Annotated in this window: 13 protein-coding genes; all 13 read right to left on the bottom strand. The window is 66.0% G+C overall.

The features are described from left to right. Positions 1-64: 64 nt before the first annotated feature. The 13 genes from ABS761_RS12880 to ABS761_RS12820 all read right to left on the bottom strand — a co-directional run bounded on the left by ABS761_RS12880 (position 65) and on the right by ABS761_RS12820 (position 17,083). Positions 65-1,042: an NAD-dependent epimerase/dehydratase family protein gene (locus ABS761_RS12880; protein ID WP_350408743.1), complete on the bottom strand. Its 978-nt coding sequence runs from the start codon at positions 1,040-1,042 to the stop codon at positions 65-67. A 13-nt stretch (positions 1,043-1,055) separates the two neighbouring features. Further along, complete coding sequence (locus ABS761_RS12875; protein WP_350408742.1) at positions 1,056-1,466, bottom strand: cupin domain-containing protein; 411 nt, start codon at positions 1,464-1,466, stop codon at positions 1,056-1,058. A gap of 13 nt (positions 1,467-1,479) precedes the next feature. Next, complete coding sequence (locus ABS761_RS12870; RefSeq protein ID WP_350408741.1) at positions 1,480-2,439, bottom strand: NAD-dependent epimerase/dehydratase family protein; 960 nt, start codon at positions 2,437-2,439, stop codon at positions 1,480-1,482. Then, complete coding sequence (locus tag ABS761_RS12865; RefSeq protein ID WP_350408740.1) at positions 2,440-3,270, bottom strand: sugar phosphate isomerase/epimerase family protein; 831 nt, start codon at positions 3,268-3,270, stop codon at positions 2,440-2,442. It lies immediately after the preceding gene. After that, a complete protein-coding gene (locus ABS761_RS12860; protein WP_350408739.1) occupies positions 3,267-5,822 on the bottom strand; it encodes a branched-chain amino acid ABC transporter ATP-binding protein/permease in 2,556 nt (851 codons plus the stop codon). Before ABS761_RS12860 ends, ABS761_RS12865 begins: the two co-directional genes overlap by 4 nt. Further along, complete coding sequence (locus ABS761_RS12855) at positions 5,819-6,691, bottom strand: branched-chain amino acid ABC transporter permease (protein WP_350408738.1); 873 nt, start codon at positions 6,689-6,691, stop codon at positions 5,819-5,821. The genes ABS761_RS12860 and ABS761_RS12855 overlap by 4 nt, the downstream gene beginning before the upstream one ends. Positions 6,692-6,724: 33 nt before the next feature. Continuing rightward, the gene (locus ABS761_RS12850) at positions 6,725-7,972 is read right to left on the bottom strand and encodes an ABC transporter substrate-binding protein (RefSeq protein ID WP_350408737.1); all 1,248 of its coding nucleotides are present in this window, start codon (positions 7,970-7,972) and stop codon (positions 6,725-6,727) included. A 61-nt stretch (positions 7,973-8,033) separates the two neighbouring features. After that, a complete protein-coding gene (locus ABS761_RS12845; RefSeq protein WP_350408736.1) occupies positions 8,034-9,488 on the bottom strand; it encodes an FAD-dependent oxidoreductase in 1,455 nt (484 codons plus the stop codon). A 1-nt stretch (position 9,489) separates the two neighbouring features. Further along, positions 9,490-11,277, bottom strand: a complete 1,788-nt coding sequence (locus tag ABS761_RS12840) for a thiamine pyrophosphate-binding protein (protein ID WP_350408735.1) — start codon at positions 11,275-11,277, stop codon at positions 9,490-9,492. Continuing rightward, positions 11,274-12,746 (bottom strand): aldehyde dehydrogenase family protein, encoded by a 1,473-nt coding sequence (locus ABS761_RS12835; protein WP_350408734.1) that lies wholly within the window; start codon positions 12,744-12,746, stop codon positions 11,274-11,276. The genes ABS761_RS12840 and ABS761_RS12835 overlap by 4 nt, the downstream gene beginning before the upstream one ends. 169 nt (positions 12,747-12,915) lie before the next feature. Beyond that, on the bottom strand, positions 12,916-13,851 hold the full coding sequence (locus ABS761_RS12830; protein WP_350408733.1) for a LysR substrate-binding domain-containing protein: 936 nt from the start codon (positions 13,849-13,851) through the stop codon (positions 12,916-12,918). Between the two features lie 132 nt (positions 13,852-13,983). Next, positions 13,984-15,750, bottom strand: coding sequence for an FAD-dependent oxidoreductase (locus ABS761_RS12825; protein ID WP_350408732.1), 1,767 nt, complete (start codon positions 15,748-15,750; stop codon positions 13,984-13,986). 160 nt (positions 15,751-15,910) lie between these two features. Continuing rightward, positions 15,911-17,083: a vWA domain-containing protein gene (locus tag ABS761_RS12820; protein ID WP_350408731.1), complete on the bottom strand. Its 1,173-nt coding sequence runs from the start codon at positions 17,081-17,083 to the stop codon at positions 15,911-15,913. Positions 17,084-17,090 lie beyond the last annotated feature (7 nt).

Genomic DNA, 17,090 nt, shown 5'->3' with positions numbered 1-17,090 from the left:
GATGATAGGAGTTTATGTCCCTCGCAATGAAATACCGTTTTTCAAGATAGGGTATAGGCAATTCCTATGGCCCTATGCCTCCCGCCCTCTTTGCCGTACGCTCCGCGCGGGCCTCGAGTATGGATTTCTCGATGCCGGCGCGCAGGTCATATTGCGGGCTGTAGCCCAGTTCCTGCCGAGCTCTGCTGATATCCAGCGCTCCTTTGCGGGCCGTGGGAAATCGGTCGCCGTGCAGGTACAGGCCGGGGGCGGTCGAGACGTTTGCGCCGGGCACGAATTCGCGCACGAACCGCGCGACATCATCGATCGTCGGTGCCTGCCCCGTTGCGATATGGTAGGCATCGAAACGATGGTTTTTCTTGTCCAGCGCCAGCAGGACGCCGGCGACTGTATCGTCGATATAGACCTGATCCACCGCTAGGTCTCCTCCGGCCGTCAGGTGGTAGGCGGTGCCGTCCAGTGCGGCGTCAATGAAAACCTTGGGCACGCGGGCCCTGGGCAGATTGGGGCCATAGACCCAGCAGGTGCGGACGTTGATGCATTCCAGTCCATAGCGGTCCGTGTAGACGCGGCCGTAATGCTCGGCGGCGAGTTTGGTCAGGCCGTAGACACTGTTAGGTTTTTGAGGGTGGTCTTCAGTGATGACGGGCGCGGTGAAGTCACCGTAGGTTTCTTCGGTGCTGAGATGGACCACCCGTTTGACACCGTGGAGGCGCATTGCCTCGAATAGATTGATCGAACCCTCGGTGTTGACCCTCAGGGTCTTGATGGGCACATCCGCGGCCAGTACGACACCGACGATCGCGGCGGTGTGCACGACCGCCGTCGGCCCGTGGGCCTTGAAAACGTCGACGACCTGGCTCCATTCGCCCAGGTCCGCCTCGGCCAGCGTCAGTTCGGGATGCCGGGTCGCCAGCGCGAGCGATGCGGGCGAGGACCGCAGGTCCAGCGCCACCACCTGATCCCCGCGCGCCAGCAGCGCCTGGACGATTGCGATGCCCAGCCAGCCCGAGGCGCCAGTGACAAGAATTTTTCGTGACATGTTGCGGCTGGCCTCACTCGTCTGTTGGCGGGGTCGTGATGACCAGGAACACGAGTGTTTCAGTCCCCGTGCAGTGCAGTTCGTGCACGACGCCTGGCGGAATGAATGCGACATCGTTGGCGCGGACCACACGCCGTTCACCGTCGGTGATCAGCACGCCTTCGCCGCTGAGCACGTGATAGATTTGTTCCTGGACTTTATGGACGTGGCTTTCCACGAAGGCGCCGGGCTCATAGCAGGAAATCCGGTGATCAAAGAACTTGCTGCCATTTTGCGCGGGCGTGACGATGGCCTTGGACAGCGCTTGATGGTGGTGGCCGGGGTACTCGATCCAAAACAGCTCGGCCAGGTTCCGGGTGACGGCGGGGGCATAGGGGGTGGTGGTGCCCTTGACCTCGGGTGTGTCCTTGTGCGGTGTGTTCATTTTCGATCTCCTGTCAGGATGGTTTCGGCGCCTGTTCAATCAGGTGGCGCTGGCTGAATTCCGGGGCGAACCCGAGCCGTTCTCGAGCGGGACGCAGGTCGTAGAGCGATGCGTAGGGGTGTTGGCGGTACAGGTCCGGGTCCCTGACCTCGACCGGGCGCCCCAGAATACGCTCCAACCGCTGAACGGTCGGTTCGGGTGCCAGCGTGTCCTGTGCCGCGAGGTAAAAGGCCTCGAAGGGGCAGGAGGGCGTCCCCGGCGCTTTCATGCGCAGCGCCAGCCAGAAGGCGCGGGCCAGGTCGCGCGGATCGATGTGGTTGTACAAGGGGCCGCCGCCTGCCGACGAGGGGCCGCCCGCCAGCCGACCGGTGTAGTGCTCGGGGTCGCGGGCGCGGGCGCGAATTTCGCCCTCCATGTCCGGATAGGCGACGAAAACCGGGCGCAAAGCAATGACCTCGAGACCCCGCAACGCGAACGATCTGCCGATGTCCTCGCCCAGAACCTTGCTGAGGGCGTACGGGTCGGTGGCCCGCAGGGGATGGGCCAGGTCCACGGGCATATAGTCCGGTGGCACCATTGCGCCTTCGCGCACGGTGTATCCGGCCACCGAGTCACTGGAGCAGAACACCACGCGCCGGATGCCGGCCTCCTCGCTCGCCCGGAATGCATTCCAGGCGCCCAGCGTGTTGATGCGCAGGATATCGTCGCCGTCGCCCGACCAGATGTTGGGCCGGGCGGCGATGTGCAGGACGGCGAAGCAGCCTTGCACCGCGCGCCGCAGGCAATCCAGGTCGGTGATGTCGCCGGTTTGCCATTCGATGGGCTCCTCGGCCTGGCGCAGATCCAGCCCCCGGACCTGGAGGCCCCTGTGCAGGAGCTCGCGCACGACATGCCTGCCGAGCAGGCCGGCGGCGCCGGTGACCAGGACCCGAGGCCTGGTGGGATCGAAGTGAGAGGGGTTTTCGTGTGTCATCTATGGTTTCCTGTGCGCGACCAGGCCGTGTTCGGCGAGCGAATCATGGCTGTGGAGAATCGAGGAGAGAGGGTCCCGATCGATGATCTCGAGCAAAATCGGGCCGCCGTAGCCCTGCGCCTGCAAGACCGCGCCGAGTTGTTCGAAGGGGACATCGCCTTTTCCGACGGGGTCGTGGCGCCAGGCGCCGCGCGTCGTGTCCGAGCAGTGCACCAACCGGATCCGATCCCCCAGGCTGTCGATGCCCGCTTGGGGAGGCTCGCCGATGAAGTGTGCGTTCGCCACGTCGTAGCAGGCGCAAAGCACGTCCTCGTTGCCCATATCGTCGAGAAACTGCCGGATGTCGAGCGACCTGGGCAACGCGGCGAAGGGAACATTTTCGATCGCCAATCCAACGCCCAGGTCGCGTGCGAATGGGATCAGGGCGCCGACCGTGTCTTGCACGAAAGTGATTGCCTGCGTGGGTGGGCAGGGCAGCAGCGGGTTGACGCGCCCCGGCACGGTAACCAGGCGCGGCGCACCCAGATCGGCCGCCAGCGTCAGGGCCTTTTTGAACAACGAGATCGTGTAGTCGCGGGCGGCTGCGAAAGGGCTGGCCAGATTCGTATCCAGGCTGGGCAGGTTGAGCGATGTGAACGACAGGCCTTCGCCCGCCATGTAGTCGCGCAATGCCCGTCGCTGGGCGGGGGGCGATTCCGGATCCAGATGAGGCGGGTTGATGACGCCTTCGAATTGGCGATAGCCCTGTGGCGCGAGCTGTTCGAGACAGCTCTTCAGCGGGTGGCTCCAGATGTACCCGTAGGTATTGATGCTGGCCTGAGGGACGTTCATGCGACCTCCTGTTGCTGCCCGACGCCGAGCAGACGCTGCTGCAGGGCGTGGTCTTCGTTCAGTGCGGCGGATGTGCCGGCATAGGCGATCTGGCCGTTGACGAGCACATAGGCCCGGTCCGAGAGCAGCAACGCGGACTCCGCGTGATGCTCCACGATGATCATGCTGACATGCCGGGAGATGCGCTGGACGGCTTCGCGGATGTCCTGGACGATGGCGGGCGCAAGGCCTTCAAACGGCTCATCGAGCAGTATGAGCTTGGCGGGCGCCATCAGGGCACGGGCCACGGCCACCATTTGCCGTTCGCCGCCGGACAGGTTTTCGCCTCGGGATTTCGCCAGGACCCGGAGCTTCGGGAACAGGTCGTAGATTTCATCCAGGCCCGCGCCCCCCGGCCGCGCGGCGATGCGCAGGTTTTCGTGGACGGTGAGGTTCGGGAACAGGCGGCGGCCTTCGGGCACGATGGCGACGCCCTCCCGATTGATCTCGTCGGGCCGCAGGCGCGTGATGTCGCGTCCGTTGAAGCGCATCGCGCCCACGCTGGTGCGCACAGTGCCCATGATGGTGCGTAGTGTCGTGGTCTTGCCCACGCCGTTTCGACCCAGCAAGGCGACGACCTCGTTCGGATGGACGATGAGGTCCACGCCGTCGAGCACGGTGCCTCCGCCATAGCCCGCCTTGACTCCAGAGAGCTCCAGCAGCGGTGCGGCGTTTGTGTGCGTCGCCCGCGCGCGATCCGGCCGGGCGCCCGCCGCCGCGTCGGACTCCTCTCGCGCCGATTCGTCGCGCCGTTGCTCGCCCATATAGGCGGCGATGACGTCCGGGTGTGCGGCGACGTCCTGGGGGGCGCCGTCGGCGATGAGGCGGCCCTGATGCAGCACGGAAATCCGGTCGGACAGCGCCAGGACCCGGTCGATGTCGTGCTCGATCAGGAGCACGGCGTGATTGCGGGCCAATTTGACGATCAGCGCCGAGACCACCTGGCGGTCCGCCTCGCTGAGGCCCGCCAGCGGCTCGTCCAGCAGCAGGAGGCGCGCGTTGCCCGCGAGCGACAGGGTGATCTCGAGCAGCCGTTTTTCCCCGTGCGACAGTTCCGAGCACAGGTCGCCCGCGCGATCGGCGAGCCCGACCGCGTCCAGCAGCGACCAGACGCGGGCGTTGTCCGTCTCGTTCCGGTAGGCGTCGCGCCAGACGCCTCCCCAAGGCCCCGATCGACCCTGCACGGCGATCCGCACGTTTTCAAAGGCCGTCAGGTTCGGGAAGACGCTCAGGATCTGGAATGAGCGCGAGAGGCCGGACCGGACCCGCTGGTGCGTGGGCATATGGGTGATGTCCTTGTCTTCCAGCAGGACGGTGCCGGCATCCGCCTGGAGCAGCCCGGTCAGGATGTTGAAGAAGGTCGTCTTGCCCGCGCCGTTCGGGCCGATCAGGCTGTGCAGGCGCTTGTCGTGGACATCCAGCGAAACATCGCGCGATGTGACGATCGATCCGAATTGCTTGGACATTCCGCGCACCGACAGGATCGGTGCTTGCGAATCCCGGGCCGGCGCGTCCGAGCCGGACGGCACATAGGGGGTGATGGTTTCCGGACGCGGCGGGATCTGATTGCGCACCAGTGTCCAGCGAGCGTCGCGGCCAGTGATGCGCCGCAGGATCCCGTGCATGCCTTCGGGGGACAGAATGGCGAACAGAATGATGATGGGGGCGAACATCAGCCACCAGTTCTCGGTGATGGCGCTCAGCCGATCCTCGAGGAGGATGAAGGTGGTCGCTCCCCAGAGGGGGCCGAGGAAGTGGTGGACGCCGCCGAGCGCCGCCATCAGCACCGGATCGCCGGCGTGCTGCCAGCTCAGGTTGTTGGCGTAGGCACCGCGCAGGAGCAGGGCCATGAGGCCGCCGCCGATGCCGACCAGGATGCCGGAAATGCAGAAGGCCGCGAGTTTCAAGGAAAAGGCATTGAAGCCGAGGCTGGAGACGCGTTGCTCGTTGTCGCGTATGGCCTGCAGCACCCGGCCGAACGGGGAGTGCACAATGCGCCACAACACATAGATGGAGGCAAGCACCACGGCGATGGTGAAGAAATGGAAGGCCAGCGTCGAGCTGAAGAGCGGGCGCGGCACATCCTGAATCCCATTTTCCCCGCCGGTCACCGAGGTCCAGCTATACGAGACCTCGAAAGCGATCTGGGAGGCCGCCAGCGTGAGCAGGGAAAAGTAGAGCCCTTTGCGGCGCAGGATCACCACGCCCAGGGCGAGCGCGAGGCCCAGCGAGAACAGAATACTGAAGGCCAGGGCGGCAATCTCGTTGGTTGCAAGCGCCTTGGCGATCACCGCCACGCTGTAGCTGGCGACGCCAAAGAAGAAAGACGCGCCGAAGGGCACCAGGCCGACGTAGCCGATCAGGAAGTTCACCCCGATGCCGTACAGGGCGTAGATGGCAACCTGCGTGATCTTGGAAACCGGCATGCCCAACGTCAGCACGCCGGCGGTCAGCACCAGCAGGAAGAGTGCGGTGGCGAGAACCGGATTGAGGGTTTTGCGCGCGCCTTTCATTCGAATCGCTCCCAGCGTTCACCGAGCAAGCCGCGTGGCCGCAGCAATAAAATAAGGAACATGAAGATATACATGGCGGCCCCAGCCGCATGAGGGTAGAACTGTATGGTCAGCGTCGTCACGATGCCGACCAGCAGGCCCGCGACCGTGGCGCCGCGTAGCGACCCCAGGCCACCGATGGTGACGATGACGAAGGCGGGCATGACCGCGCTGGCGGACATGGACGGGGCGACGTTCCACAAGGGGCCGGCCAGCACGCCGGCGATGGCGGCCAGGCCGCAGCCCAGGCCGAATACGGCGGTCATCACGCGCGGCAGGCGGATGCCCAGCATTTCGACCATTTCGGGGTCCCGGCTGCCGGCCCGCAGGATGCGGCCGTACGGTGTGAAGGCCAGGAAGGCCCATAGGGCGGCCAGCGTGACGACCGTCGCCGCCAGGACCGCGACCCGGTAGCTGGTCATGAGCAGCGGACCGAATTCGAAGACCCCGGTCAGGAAGGCCGGCGCGCCGAACGGCTTGCCGTCCGCCCCCCAGATAAAGCGGATGATGGCCTCGATCAGGAGGGCCAGGGCGAAGGTGACGATCAGGCTCAGCAGGGGTTCCTTGCCGTACAGGCGCCGGATGAGGATGACCTCCACGAACATGCCCACCACGGCGACGAGAACCGGCGCGAGGGGGACTGCCGCCCACCCGAACCATTGGTACAGCGTCAGACCGAAATAGGCCCCCAGCGCGAAGAATGCGCCATGCGCAAAGTTGATGACCCCCAGCAACCCGAAGGTGATGGAGAGTCCCGCCGCGATCAGCACATACAGGAAGCCCAGCACGATCCCGTTGGCCGCCTGCGACAGAACGATCTCATTGAACATGGCGCGAACTCCGTGTGGAAATGAGGGCGATGATTACAGGGACGGCATATTGCAGCCGACTTCTTCCTTGGTGCCGAAATCCTTCAGCGTGTCTTCCTCGGTCTTGCTGGTGTGGCCATCGACGTCAAAGAAGTCCCACTTGTCGGTGATGTTTTCTTTGATAGTCACGATGACCGAGGGCCGGATCAACTGGTGGTCCCATTGGCGGTAATAGGCGGGGAACGCGCCCTTGGCGTCCTTCCATTGCTCGAGGGCCTGGACCACGGCCTTGCTGTCCGTGGATTTCGCCGCATCGATCGAATCCAGCAGCGAGCGCATCGACAACCATCCGGAATAGGCCTTGTCTGCCGGCGGCTTGCCGAATTTTTCGGTGAACGCCTTGGTGAAATTCTTTTCCGCCTCGCTGTTGGCGGGGTCGTTGTAGTACCAGGGCTTCACATAGGTCCCGGTCGACGCCGTAGGTCCGACATCCCAGAAGTCCGTGTCGCTGACCGCGATCTCGTAGAAGGGGATCTTGCCCTTCATGTTCATCGCGTTCCACTGTTTGAGGAAGCTGGAAAGGTCCTGGCCGACCAGCCCGCCGACGACGGCGTTGGGCTTGGCGGAGCGGATCTTGAGGACATAGGAGCTGTAGTCCGCCGTATTGAGCGGCACCTCGTCGATGCCTACCGCGGTCCCCCCGGATTTCTCCAGCATGGTTTGGCCGGTGCGCAGGATGTCCTGGCCGAAGGCGTAGGCTGCCGTGATGAAGTAGGCGTTTTTGCCCTGCTTTTCGACAGTCGGCATGAGGCCGGCCATTTGCACGGGAACCGTCGCCTGGAAGCGGAAGGTGTAGCGGTTGCAGTTTGCGCCTGTGACCTCGCGAGCGGCGGCTCCCGCCGCAATGAGCGGGGTTTTCGTGCGTTCGGCAACGCCGGCCATGGCCAGGGCCGATGCACTGCTATTGGCGCCGACGACGCCGACGACCTGATGCTCGTCCACCAATTTTTGGAAGTTCTGCTGTGCGGCCTGGGCGTTCGATTCGTCCAGGAAGATGACCTCGACGTCCCGGCCCAGCACCTTGCCGTGCTGTTCGACGGCCAGCATGGCGCCTCGGGACAGGTATTCGCCGATAGAGGCGCTTGGGCCTTGTTTCGGAAAGACCATGCCGATTTTGATCGGCCCGCTATCCTGCGCGTAGGCGCCCGCCGAGGCGCCGAGCAGCACGGCCATCAGCAGGGCCGAGCTGTATGCCGCCGCGCGGCGGGGGGCTAGGGTGTGGTGTATAGGGGGGGTCTTCATGTGGTTTGTCTCCTACGGTGTGAACGTTGCGCCGCGGTCCGCGGCGTATGGTTATTGCGTCCTACCGCGACGCAAGCTGTTTTCCGGCCCTGCGGCCGGATACGAAGGCCCAGGCCAGATGATGGCCGTGGCCCCTCAGTAGCAGGCCGCCCTGCCCGGTCGAGCCCACCGCGTACAAGCCGTCGATGGGCCGTCCCGCACGGTCGAGGACGCGATGAGAGGTGTCCACCCTCAGCCCGCCCTCGTTGTGCACAAAGACCGAGCGCACGGGCCCGAGCGCGACATAGGGCCCCGGCGTTCGCCCATCGCCCAGGGCGTCGCGCAGGCGGGCGGCGTCCATGCCCAGTCGCTGGGCCATGGCCTCGAGCGTCGGCGCCTGCGTGTAGATGTCCTTGCGGTTGCGGGCATAGTCGGGCAGGTAGGCGTAGGCCACGCCGGGGGCGGTCGAGATGAAATCCGGCCATGCGGAAAAGCGTGAGGTGGTTTCGTGCCCGAGGACGATCCAGCCGCGGTTGCCCGGCTCGTCGGCCAAGGCGTATGCCAACTGTGCGGGTTGAGCCCGCACGGCCCCGCCGTTTTGATTCACCAGCACCGCACCCGACTCGAACAAGGACAGCGAGGGCGCCAGGGCGGTCGTCAGGAATTGCATCAGGAACGGCCTGAGCAGGGCCTGGGGCATGTGGTCCATGGACCATTGCATGAAGGCCGCCAGGGCGCGCCAGGGCGGCAGGCGGCGCACCAGCGTTTCCCTGAGGGGCGGAATGAATCGGAGCTCGGGGCCGAGGGCCAGGTCCCCGTTGAGGATGGTCGCGCCCAGTGTCTCGGCCATCTTTTGGCCATCGCCCGTTGCCGTCATGTTGATGGCCTCGACCTTGGCTTCGCGCGGCCCCATGAAGCGGGCCTTGAGCTCGGGGCTGTTGGTGAAATCGCCCGCGGCAAGGATGACGCCTTTGGTGCCGAATACCTCTGCCGCTTGTTCCTGGCGGCGGATTCGAACCCCGGCCACTCGCCCGCCCTGGACGATGAGCTCGTCGGCCGGAGTGTCACAGTGGATGATCACGCCGGCGTTGCGCGCGCGGCGCTCGAGGTGGTAGATGAAGGCGCGCGAGTTCGGGAGCACGTTGTGCATCCGCGGCTGGCGGTGGGGGGGCTCGGGCATCGGGCCCATGAAGCGCACGCCGGAATCCAGCAGCCACTGAAATGCCGCAGGCGCCTCATCACAGAGGATCTTGCGCAACTCATCGTTGTCGCGCCCGGCCAGTTCCGGCGCAAACCCCGGCATGTCCTCCCAATGATGCCGCGGGTCGTCCACGACGCCCTTGGCGCGTTGGTGCGGGGTGCGGGTGGCCGAGATCGATCCGACCGACCACGCGGTCGAGCCGCCCAGCTTCGGGTTTTTTTCCAGCAGCACGACCCGCGCGCCGGCTTCGCGCGCCTCGATTGCCGCCGCCAGGCCGGATCCGCCGCCGCCGACGATGACGATGTCGAAGGTTTCGCGATGTACATCTGTGGTCATGTCACGCGGTCCAGGGCTTGCCGAAGATCGGTTCTTTGTAGGGAATGGGCGGCAATTGCCAGGTACCGGTCGAAGGCGGGCGGACCTCGCCGTCCACGTGCACGTCGATCACGCAGGGACGGCGGTTCTTGACGGCCAGCTCGACTGCGGGCGCGAGGTCCTGGCTACGGGTGATCGTGACGCCGTCGGCGCCGCAGGCGCGGGCCCAAGCGGCGAAGTCCGGGTTGTAGCGCTGGCCGCCGGGGCCTTGTTCGCCCTTGTAGAAGGCCGTCCCCAGCTCGCGGCCGTCGAACAGGCCGTATTGGAGGTCGCGGATGGCGCCCCAGGCGAAGTTGTTCCAGACGATCCAGACACAGGGCAGTTGGTATTCGACCGCGGTGGCGACGACATAGGGCGCCATCATGAAGCCGCCATCGCCGACCACGGCGACGCAGGGGCGCTCGGGTGCGGCAAGCTGCGCTCCCAGCACGCTGCACACGCCGAACCCCATCGATGAGTAGCCCCAGCTATTGAGCATGCTGGCCGGCCGTTGCGGGCGCCAGAACTGCATGAACCAGTTGTGATGGACGCCAGAGTCCAGCGTCAGGATCACGTCCTCGGGCAGCACGCGTTGCAGGGTGTCGACGACGTACTCCGGTCGGATGGGCGTGGTGATGGCACCGAAGTTCGGCGCGATGAAATCATTCCATTCCTTTTGCCAGTCGGCGATCTGCGCGCGCCATGCCGAGAAATTTTCCCGCTGGATCACGTCGTGGCCGGCGATCGCCCCAAGGAGCTGTTCGCAAAAGGTCTTTGCGTCCGCGATCAGGCCGAGCGTCACGGGGTAGTTGCGGCCGAGCTCCGCGGGGTCCAGATCGACCTGCAGCAGTTTGGTGCCCGGGAAGTTCCAGGAATAGCCGGGCATCCAGGTCGAGGAGGAGCGGTCGTCGAACCGCGTGCCGACGCAGATCACCAAGTCGGCGTGCCGCCCCGCCTGATTGGCCGGGTAGGCGCCATTGCGGCCGATGAAGCCGAGCGTCAGAGGGTCGTCGGCCGGCACGCACCCCATGCCGTTGGGGGAGGTGATCACGGGAATGCCCAGTTGCGCCTGGAGCTTGGTGAGCGCCGGGCCCGCCGCGGATAGCGTCGCCCCCTGGCCGATGAAGAATACGGGCCGTTGCGAGGCGGCCAGCAGGCCCAAGGCGCCGGCCAGGTCGGATTCGCTGGCGGCGGGGCGGTGGGTGCCGAAGGCATGGGCGGTGGTGGGGGGGTCCACAACGTCCTCTTCCTGGAAAACGTTGTAGGGGATGTCCATGTTGACCGGCCCCGGCCGGCCGGTCAGCATGGTGTCGAAGGATTGCCGCAGTGCCAGCGGCAGCATGTCCACCCGCGAGGGCTGGAAGCTGCGCTTGACGACCGGGCGCAGCACCTGCGCGAAGTCGGCCTGGTTGTGTTTGTAGAGTTCCTGGAACGGCGCCCGGTTGGCCTGCGACGTCGGGACGTTGGCGGTGATGGCCAGGAAGGCCGAGGAATCCGACAAGGCCGTTGCCAGCGACATGACCATGTTGGCGGATCCGGGGCCCGTGGATGTCAGGGTCGCCACGGGCGCGTGACGAACCCGGAAATAGCCGTCCGCCATGTGGCCGGCGCATTGCTCGTGCCGGGGCGAGACGTACTTGATTTCATCCCTGCGCTCGTGCAGGGCGTCGAGGATGCCGACGTTGCCATGCCCGCAGATGCCGAACACGTAGGGCACTTTCTGTTTGACGAGATAGTCGACAATGACCTCTCCGCCTTTTCGCTTTGTCATGATTGCGTTTCCCGATTCGTGTTGGTGATGAGGGTGGCGACGCGCTCCTCGCTCATTTCGCGCATGGCATAGTAAGGGCCTTCGCGGCCGAAGCCGCTGGCCTTCGAACCGCCGTAGGGCATCATGTCGACGCGCGAACTCGAGGTTTCATTGATGTGCACCCCGCCGACCTGCAGCTCGCTGATAAAGCGGAACGCATCATCGAGCCGGTTGGTGAAGATGCCCGTCGCCAGGCCGTACGGCGTCGCATTCACCTGGGCGATCGCCTCGTCGAGGCTGGAGAACGGGATGAGCGACATCACCGGGCCGAAGACTTCCTGACATCCGAGGGGCGTTTCCGGCGAAACATCCTTGAGCAGGGTGGGCGCCACCACATTGCCCTGCCGGGTGCCTCCGGCCAGGCACGTCGCGCCCGCGTGGATCGCCTGGTCGATCCAGTCGGCGATCCGCTGTGCGGATGCCGGGCTGATGACGGGGCCGACCACGGTTGCCGGATCCAGGGGGTCGCCGGACACCAGAGCCTTGACGTTCTTCGTGAGACGTTGCTCGACCTCCTGGAACCTGTCCTCGTGGACCAGCAGCAGCTGGATCGATGTGCAGACCTGTCCCGCCTTCCGGTAGGCTGCGTTCAGGATCTTGGGCAGGGCGAAGTCCAGGTCGGCGTCGTCGCAGACGATGCCGAAGGCGATCGAGCCCAGTTCCATCTGGGTGCGGCGCAGGCCCGCGCGCTGCTGGATCGCCCGGCCGGCCTCGGTGCTGCCGGTGAACGCATAGAACTTGACGTCCTGCTCGTCGAGCAGTCCATGGACCACCTCGACTCCGCCATGCAGGACGGAGACCAGCCCCTTGGGCGTGCCCGCCTCCATGAGCGCGTCGGCCAGCTCGCACGCGACCAAGGGGGTGTGCGGAGACGGTTTGAGTATGACGGCATTGCCGGCCGCGAGGGCAGGTGCCACCTTGTGCGAGACGGTATTCAGCGGGGCGTTGAACGGTGTGATCGCGGCGACCACGCCCAGCGGAATCCGCATGGTCCAGCACATGCGTCCCCCTTGTCCGGGCGCGCCGCCCACCGGGATCAGCGTGCCGGTGAACCGGCGCGCCTCCTCGGCCGCGAGGCGGAATGTCTGGATCGAGCGCTGGACCTCGCCGGCTGCGTCGCTGAGGGTAAAGCCGGCTTCCGCGCAAATGATCCGCTGCAGGCGCTCGGCGCGGGCTTCGAGCACATCCGCCGTCCTGTCCAGGATGAGTCCGCGCTGGTGCGGGCTGAGCTTGCGGCTATCATGAAAGGCCTGCGCTGCGGCCTGCACCGTCTCGCGGATCTGATCGGCGGTCGGCGTGCTGATCTGGGCAAGCGGACGATTGTCGAACTTGTTCGACACCGTGAAGGTCGTGGACCGGCCTTGCGCCCATTCACCCGCAATCAGCAGGCTGTGCGCCGTTTCCAGGTTGTGAGCGACTTGTACTTCCATTGACGTCCGCCTTTTCCATAGGTGAGTCGGGACAGGATACGCGGGCGGGCGATGGAAAAAAAATACTGTTTTTTATGGATGGGTATAAGCAAAAGCGATAGACTGCATCCACAGGCATTTTGCGGGTGTGTGGCCGGTCACGCCGGGCGGCTGGCGGGGGCCGTGGCCGCTACAGCAGCCTGACGGTCGGCCAGCCGCCGGTTTCAGTCAGCCAGCGGATGGTGTTCTTGATTTCGGTGGCGATCAGCGCCGCGGCCGGCGAGAGCATTTCGGGCGAGATGGTGTACAGGTAATTCCGGCGGCTGATGGAGGCGTCCGAAATCGCCAGGGCGCGCCATTCCTTGCCGCGCTCGCCCTCCAGCAGCAGGGCCGACATGGGTTTGATGGTGGCACCCATGCCGGCGTAGACGCAGCTCATCAGCAAGGACAGCGAGTCGATCTCGGCGACGATGCGTGAGGACAGATTGCGCGATTCCAGCTCGCTTTCGATGCGCTGGCGCAAGCCGTGCTTGCTGGTGGGGAGGATGAGGGGCAGTTCGGCCGCCTCGGCCAGCGTGATCTTGGTGCGCTGGGCGGCGACCAGCGGGCTGGAACGCGGCAGCAGGACGAAGAGTTCCTCTTCGATGATGGGGAGGACATTGAGGTCCGAACCGACGTTGGGTTTGAACAGGATGGCGATATCGAGCTGGCCCAGCCGTATCATCTGGCTGAGGTGGCCGCTCATGCCTTCCACCACGTTCAGCAGGATGCGCGGATAGCGTTCGTGGATGCGACGCACCAGCGGCAGGCCGAGGGCGGAGACCGTGGTGGCGGGCAGTCCGACGGTCACCATGCCGTAGGTTTCCATGGTTTCCTGGCGGGCGATCGACAGGGCCTGGTCGAGCTGCCGGAGCATGAACTTGGCGTGATGATACAGCGCCAGCCCATTGTCGGTCGGGGTGACCCCTTTGGGTGAGCGCACGAGCAGCGGTTTGCCGACCTCGTCCTCGAGTTTGGTCAATTGCTGGCTGAGCGCGGGCTGGGCGATGAAGAGCCGGCGCGAGGCCTTGGTCATGCTGCCGCTTTCCACGATTTGAACGAAGTACTGGAGCTGTTTCAGATTCATTTCCGATCCCGGGGTGATGGCCCATATGCCGGCGACCATGATGGCTGCCGGTGTGAGGGCGCGCGAGTGCTGCTAGCGGTATAAGCTAAACCTATAGCGTCGCACCGCCGGGACGTTCCCGCAAGAGAGGGATTACTTGGATGGTGCCGGATCGGCCGCACCGGCGGCGTGCCGCGCCGCCAGGTAGCCGAAGGTCATGGCGGGCCCGAGCTGGGCGCCGGCGCCGGGGTATTCGCCGCCGAAGACCGGGTGCATGTCGGCGCCGCATGCGTAGAGCCCGGGGATGGGCCGCCCGCCCCCGTCCAGGGCACGGGCGCTCACGTCGGTGCGCAGGCCCAGGCTGGTGCCCAGCGGATTGGGATAGACGCGCACCCCGTAGAACGGCGGGGTCACAATGGGGCCCAGGCAGGGATTGGGCGGGTGCGCCTCGTCGCCGTTGTTGCGGTCGTAGAGGCTCTCGCCCTTGTGAAAATCCGGATCCTGGCCGCTCGCCGCATAGCGGTTGAATGTGTTCACTGTGTGAACGAGGCCCTCGGGATCGATGCCGGCCTGCCGTGCGAGGTCGGCCAAGGTCCGGCCAGTCAGCAGGTAGCCGCTGCGGATGTGGCCGCGCAGCGTCAGCGCGCGCGGCCAGATCATGCCCAGGCCGTATTTCCAGAGGAAGCGGCGGTCGCAGACCAGCAGCGCGGGGATCGAGGGGGACTCGCGGTGCGCGGCGTACATGCCGCGCGAGAATTCGTGATAGGAGGCGGCCTCATTGACGAAGCGGCGGCCCGCGGCATTGACCGCGATCAGGCCCGGCTTGGCGCGATCCAGCACGATGTGCGGGTACACGGCGGTCGATCCGTCCCGGCGCGTCGCGATGGAGCAGGGGAACCACAGGGCATTGTCGCCAGTGGCCTGGCCGAGGACGGCGCCCGCCTCGAGCCCGAGGCGGATGGTTTCGCCGGTGCAGGCCTCCGCGGCCGGGGTGTGGCGTGGCGTGGGCGAGGGCAGGTAGCGTTCGCGCCACTGGGGATCGGCGGGAAAGCCGCCGCCCGCCAGGACCACGCCGCGCCGGGCGTACAGGGTGAATTTACTGCCCTGGTGGGTCGCGACGACGCCCCGGACGGTACCGTCGGTCATGATGAGCTGTGACGTCCGTGTCCCGCTGTGAATGTCCACGCCATGGTCGAGCAGGCCCTGGTACAGCCGCGCGGCGAGCGCGTTGCCCAGGACCAGGCGCGTGCCCCGCGGGTGGCGCAGGCGGTCGATGAGCAGGCGCGCCAGCAGCGCGGCGCCCAGCCGGATGGCGTCCCACGAGGCCGGGCCGCGCAGCAGGCGCGCCGCCTCGCCCCGGGTCACCATCAGGCCGCCGGGCAGCATCAGTTCCTTGAGCGGCCAGCGGACCTGCTCGAAGTGCGCGCCGAGCCGGCGCCCGTCGAAGGCCAGGGGCTCCAGGGGGCGGCCGCCGACTGCCGCACCGGGCAGATCCTGGCGATAGTCGGGATGATGAGGGTAGACCTTGAAGCGCACGTCGCTGCGCGCGTCCAGGTAGTCGACCATGCGCGGGCCCTGGGCAATGAACGCCTCGCGCAAGGACCTGTCGGCGCGTTGGCCGACCAGGGCGTCCAGGTACGCCAGGGCCTGTGTGGCGTCGTCCTGGACGCCGAGCGCGCGCTGTTGCGGGTTGCCGGGGATCCAGACCGTGCCCGAGGAGATGGCGGTGGTGCCGCCGATCCGGTCGGTGCGCTCGATGAGCGCGACGCGCAGCCCCTCGAGGGCGCCGACCAGCGCCGCGGTCATGCCGCCGGCGCCCGCGCCCAGCACGATCAGGTCATAGGTGTCGGCAGGCGTGCCGTTCGGCGCGGGGGACGCCGCACCGGCGGGATGCCTCAGGTCGGATGTGCTGCTATTCATCGCAATGCTCTCGGTGCGTGTGGTGGGCGCAAGCCGTGGCTCGCGCTGGAATCGGGGGGATGGAACGATTCTAGGGGCGCGCGGACGCGAATGAAAGCAGGTTTTTTCTCTGGGAGGTATAAGCGGAATGTATCGGCGGCCGGCATATGCCGCCCGCCACCTATTTCGCCAGCAGATGCATGGCCCGCTCGAGGCCGTCGATGGTGATGCCGAACATGCGGTCGTGCATGATTTCGCGCACGATGCCGATGGATTGCCGGTATTGCCAATATCCCGAAGGCTCGGGGTTGAGCCACGCGGCGCTCGGCCATTGCGCCAGCAGGCGCTGCAGCCATGCGGCGCCGGTTTCACGGTTGTGGTGCTCGACCGAGCCGCCGGGAAACAGCAGCTCGTAGGGGCTCATCGAGGCGTCGCCCACCAGAATGAGACGCCAGTCCGGATTGTGGCTGCGGATCAGTTCGAGGGTGTCGATGCGCTGCTCGTGGCGCCGCCGGTTGTCGCGCCAGACGGACTCGTACGGGCAGTTGTGGAAGTAGTAGACCTCGAGGTGGCGGAATTCGCTGCGGGCTGCTGAAAACAGCGATTCGATCCGCTCGACGTGGTCATCCATGCTGCCGCCCACATCCAGCAGCATCAGCACCTTGACCGTATTGCGCCGTTCGGGCATCCAGCGCAGATCCAGCATGCCGGCGCTTTGCGCCGTGCCCTGGATGGTGCCCGGCATATCGAGCTCGAGTGCGGCGCCCTCGCGGGCGAAGCGCCGCAGGCGCCGCAGGGCGATCTTGAAATTGCGCGTGCCCAGTTCCTGGCGGTCATCGTAATCGCGGTACTGGCGGGCCTCCCAGACCTTGACGGCGCTGCGGTTGCCCGCCGAGGGGCCGCCGATGCGGATGCCTTCGGGGTGGTAGCCGCCGTGGCCGAACGGCGACGATCCGCCGGTACCGATCCACTTGCTGCCGCCGGCGTGGCGCTCTTTCTGTTCCGACAGGCGCTGTTGGAACAGTTCCATCAGCCGGTCCCATCCGAGGCGCTCCAGGGCGGCCTTTTCCTCGGGGCTCAGATGTTTGCGGAAGGTCTGCAGCAGCCAGTCCAGCGGAACTTCGGGTGCGCCGGCGGCACGCGCCGCGAGGCCCTGGCTGAAGGCCGCGAAGATCTGGTCGTAGCGGTCGTACAGGGTCTCGTCCTTGACGAGCGCCATGCGCGCCAGGTGGTAGAAATCTTCCTGGGACTGGGGTGCCGCCTGGCTGCGCAGCAGCTCGAGCAGCGTCAGGTACTCCTGGATCGAGACCTGGATCCCGCCGGCGCGCAAGCGGTAGAAGAAATCGATCAGCATGGGGTGG

It is taken from the genome of Castellaniella sp. GW247-6E4, from assembly GCF_040276065.1.
Taxonomy (GTDB): Bacteria; Pseudomonadota; Gammaproteobacteria; order Burkholderiales; family Burkholderiaceae_B; genus Castellaniella.
The sequence above is the reverse complement of the archived record's forward strand: the minus strand, read 5'-3'. Positions and strand labels throughout refer to the sequence as shown.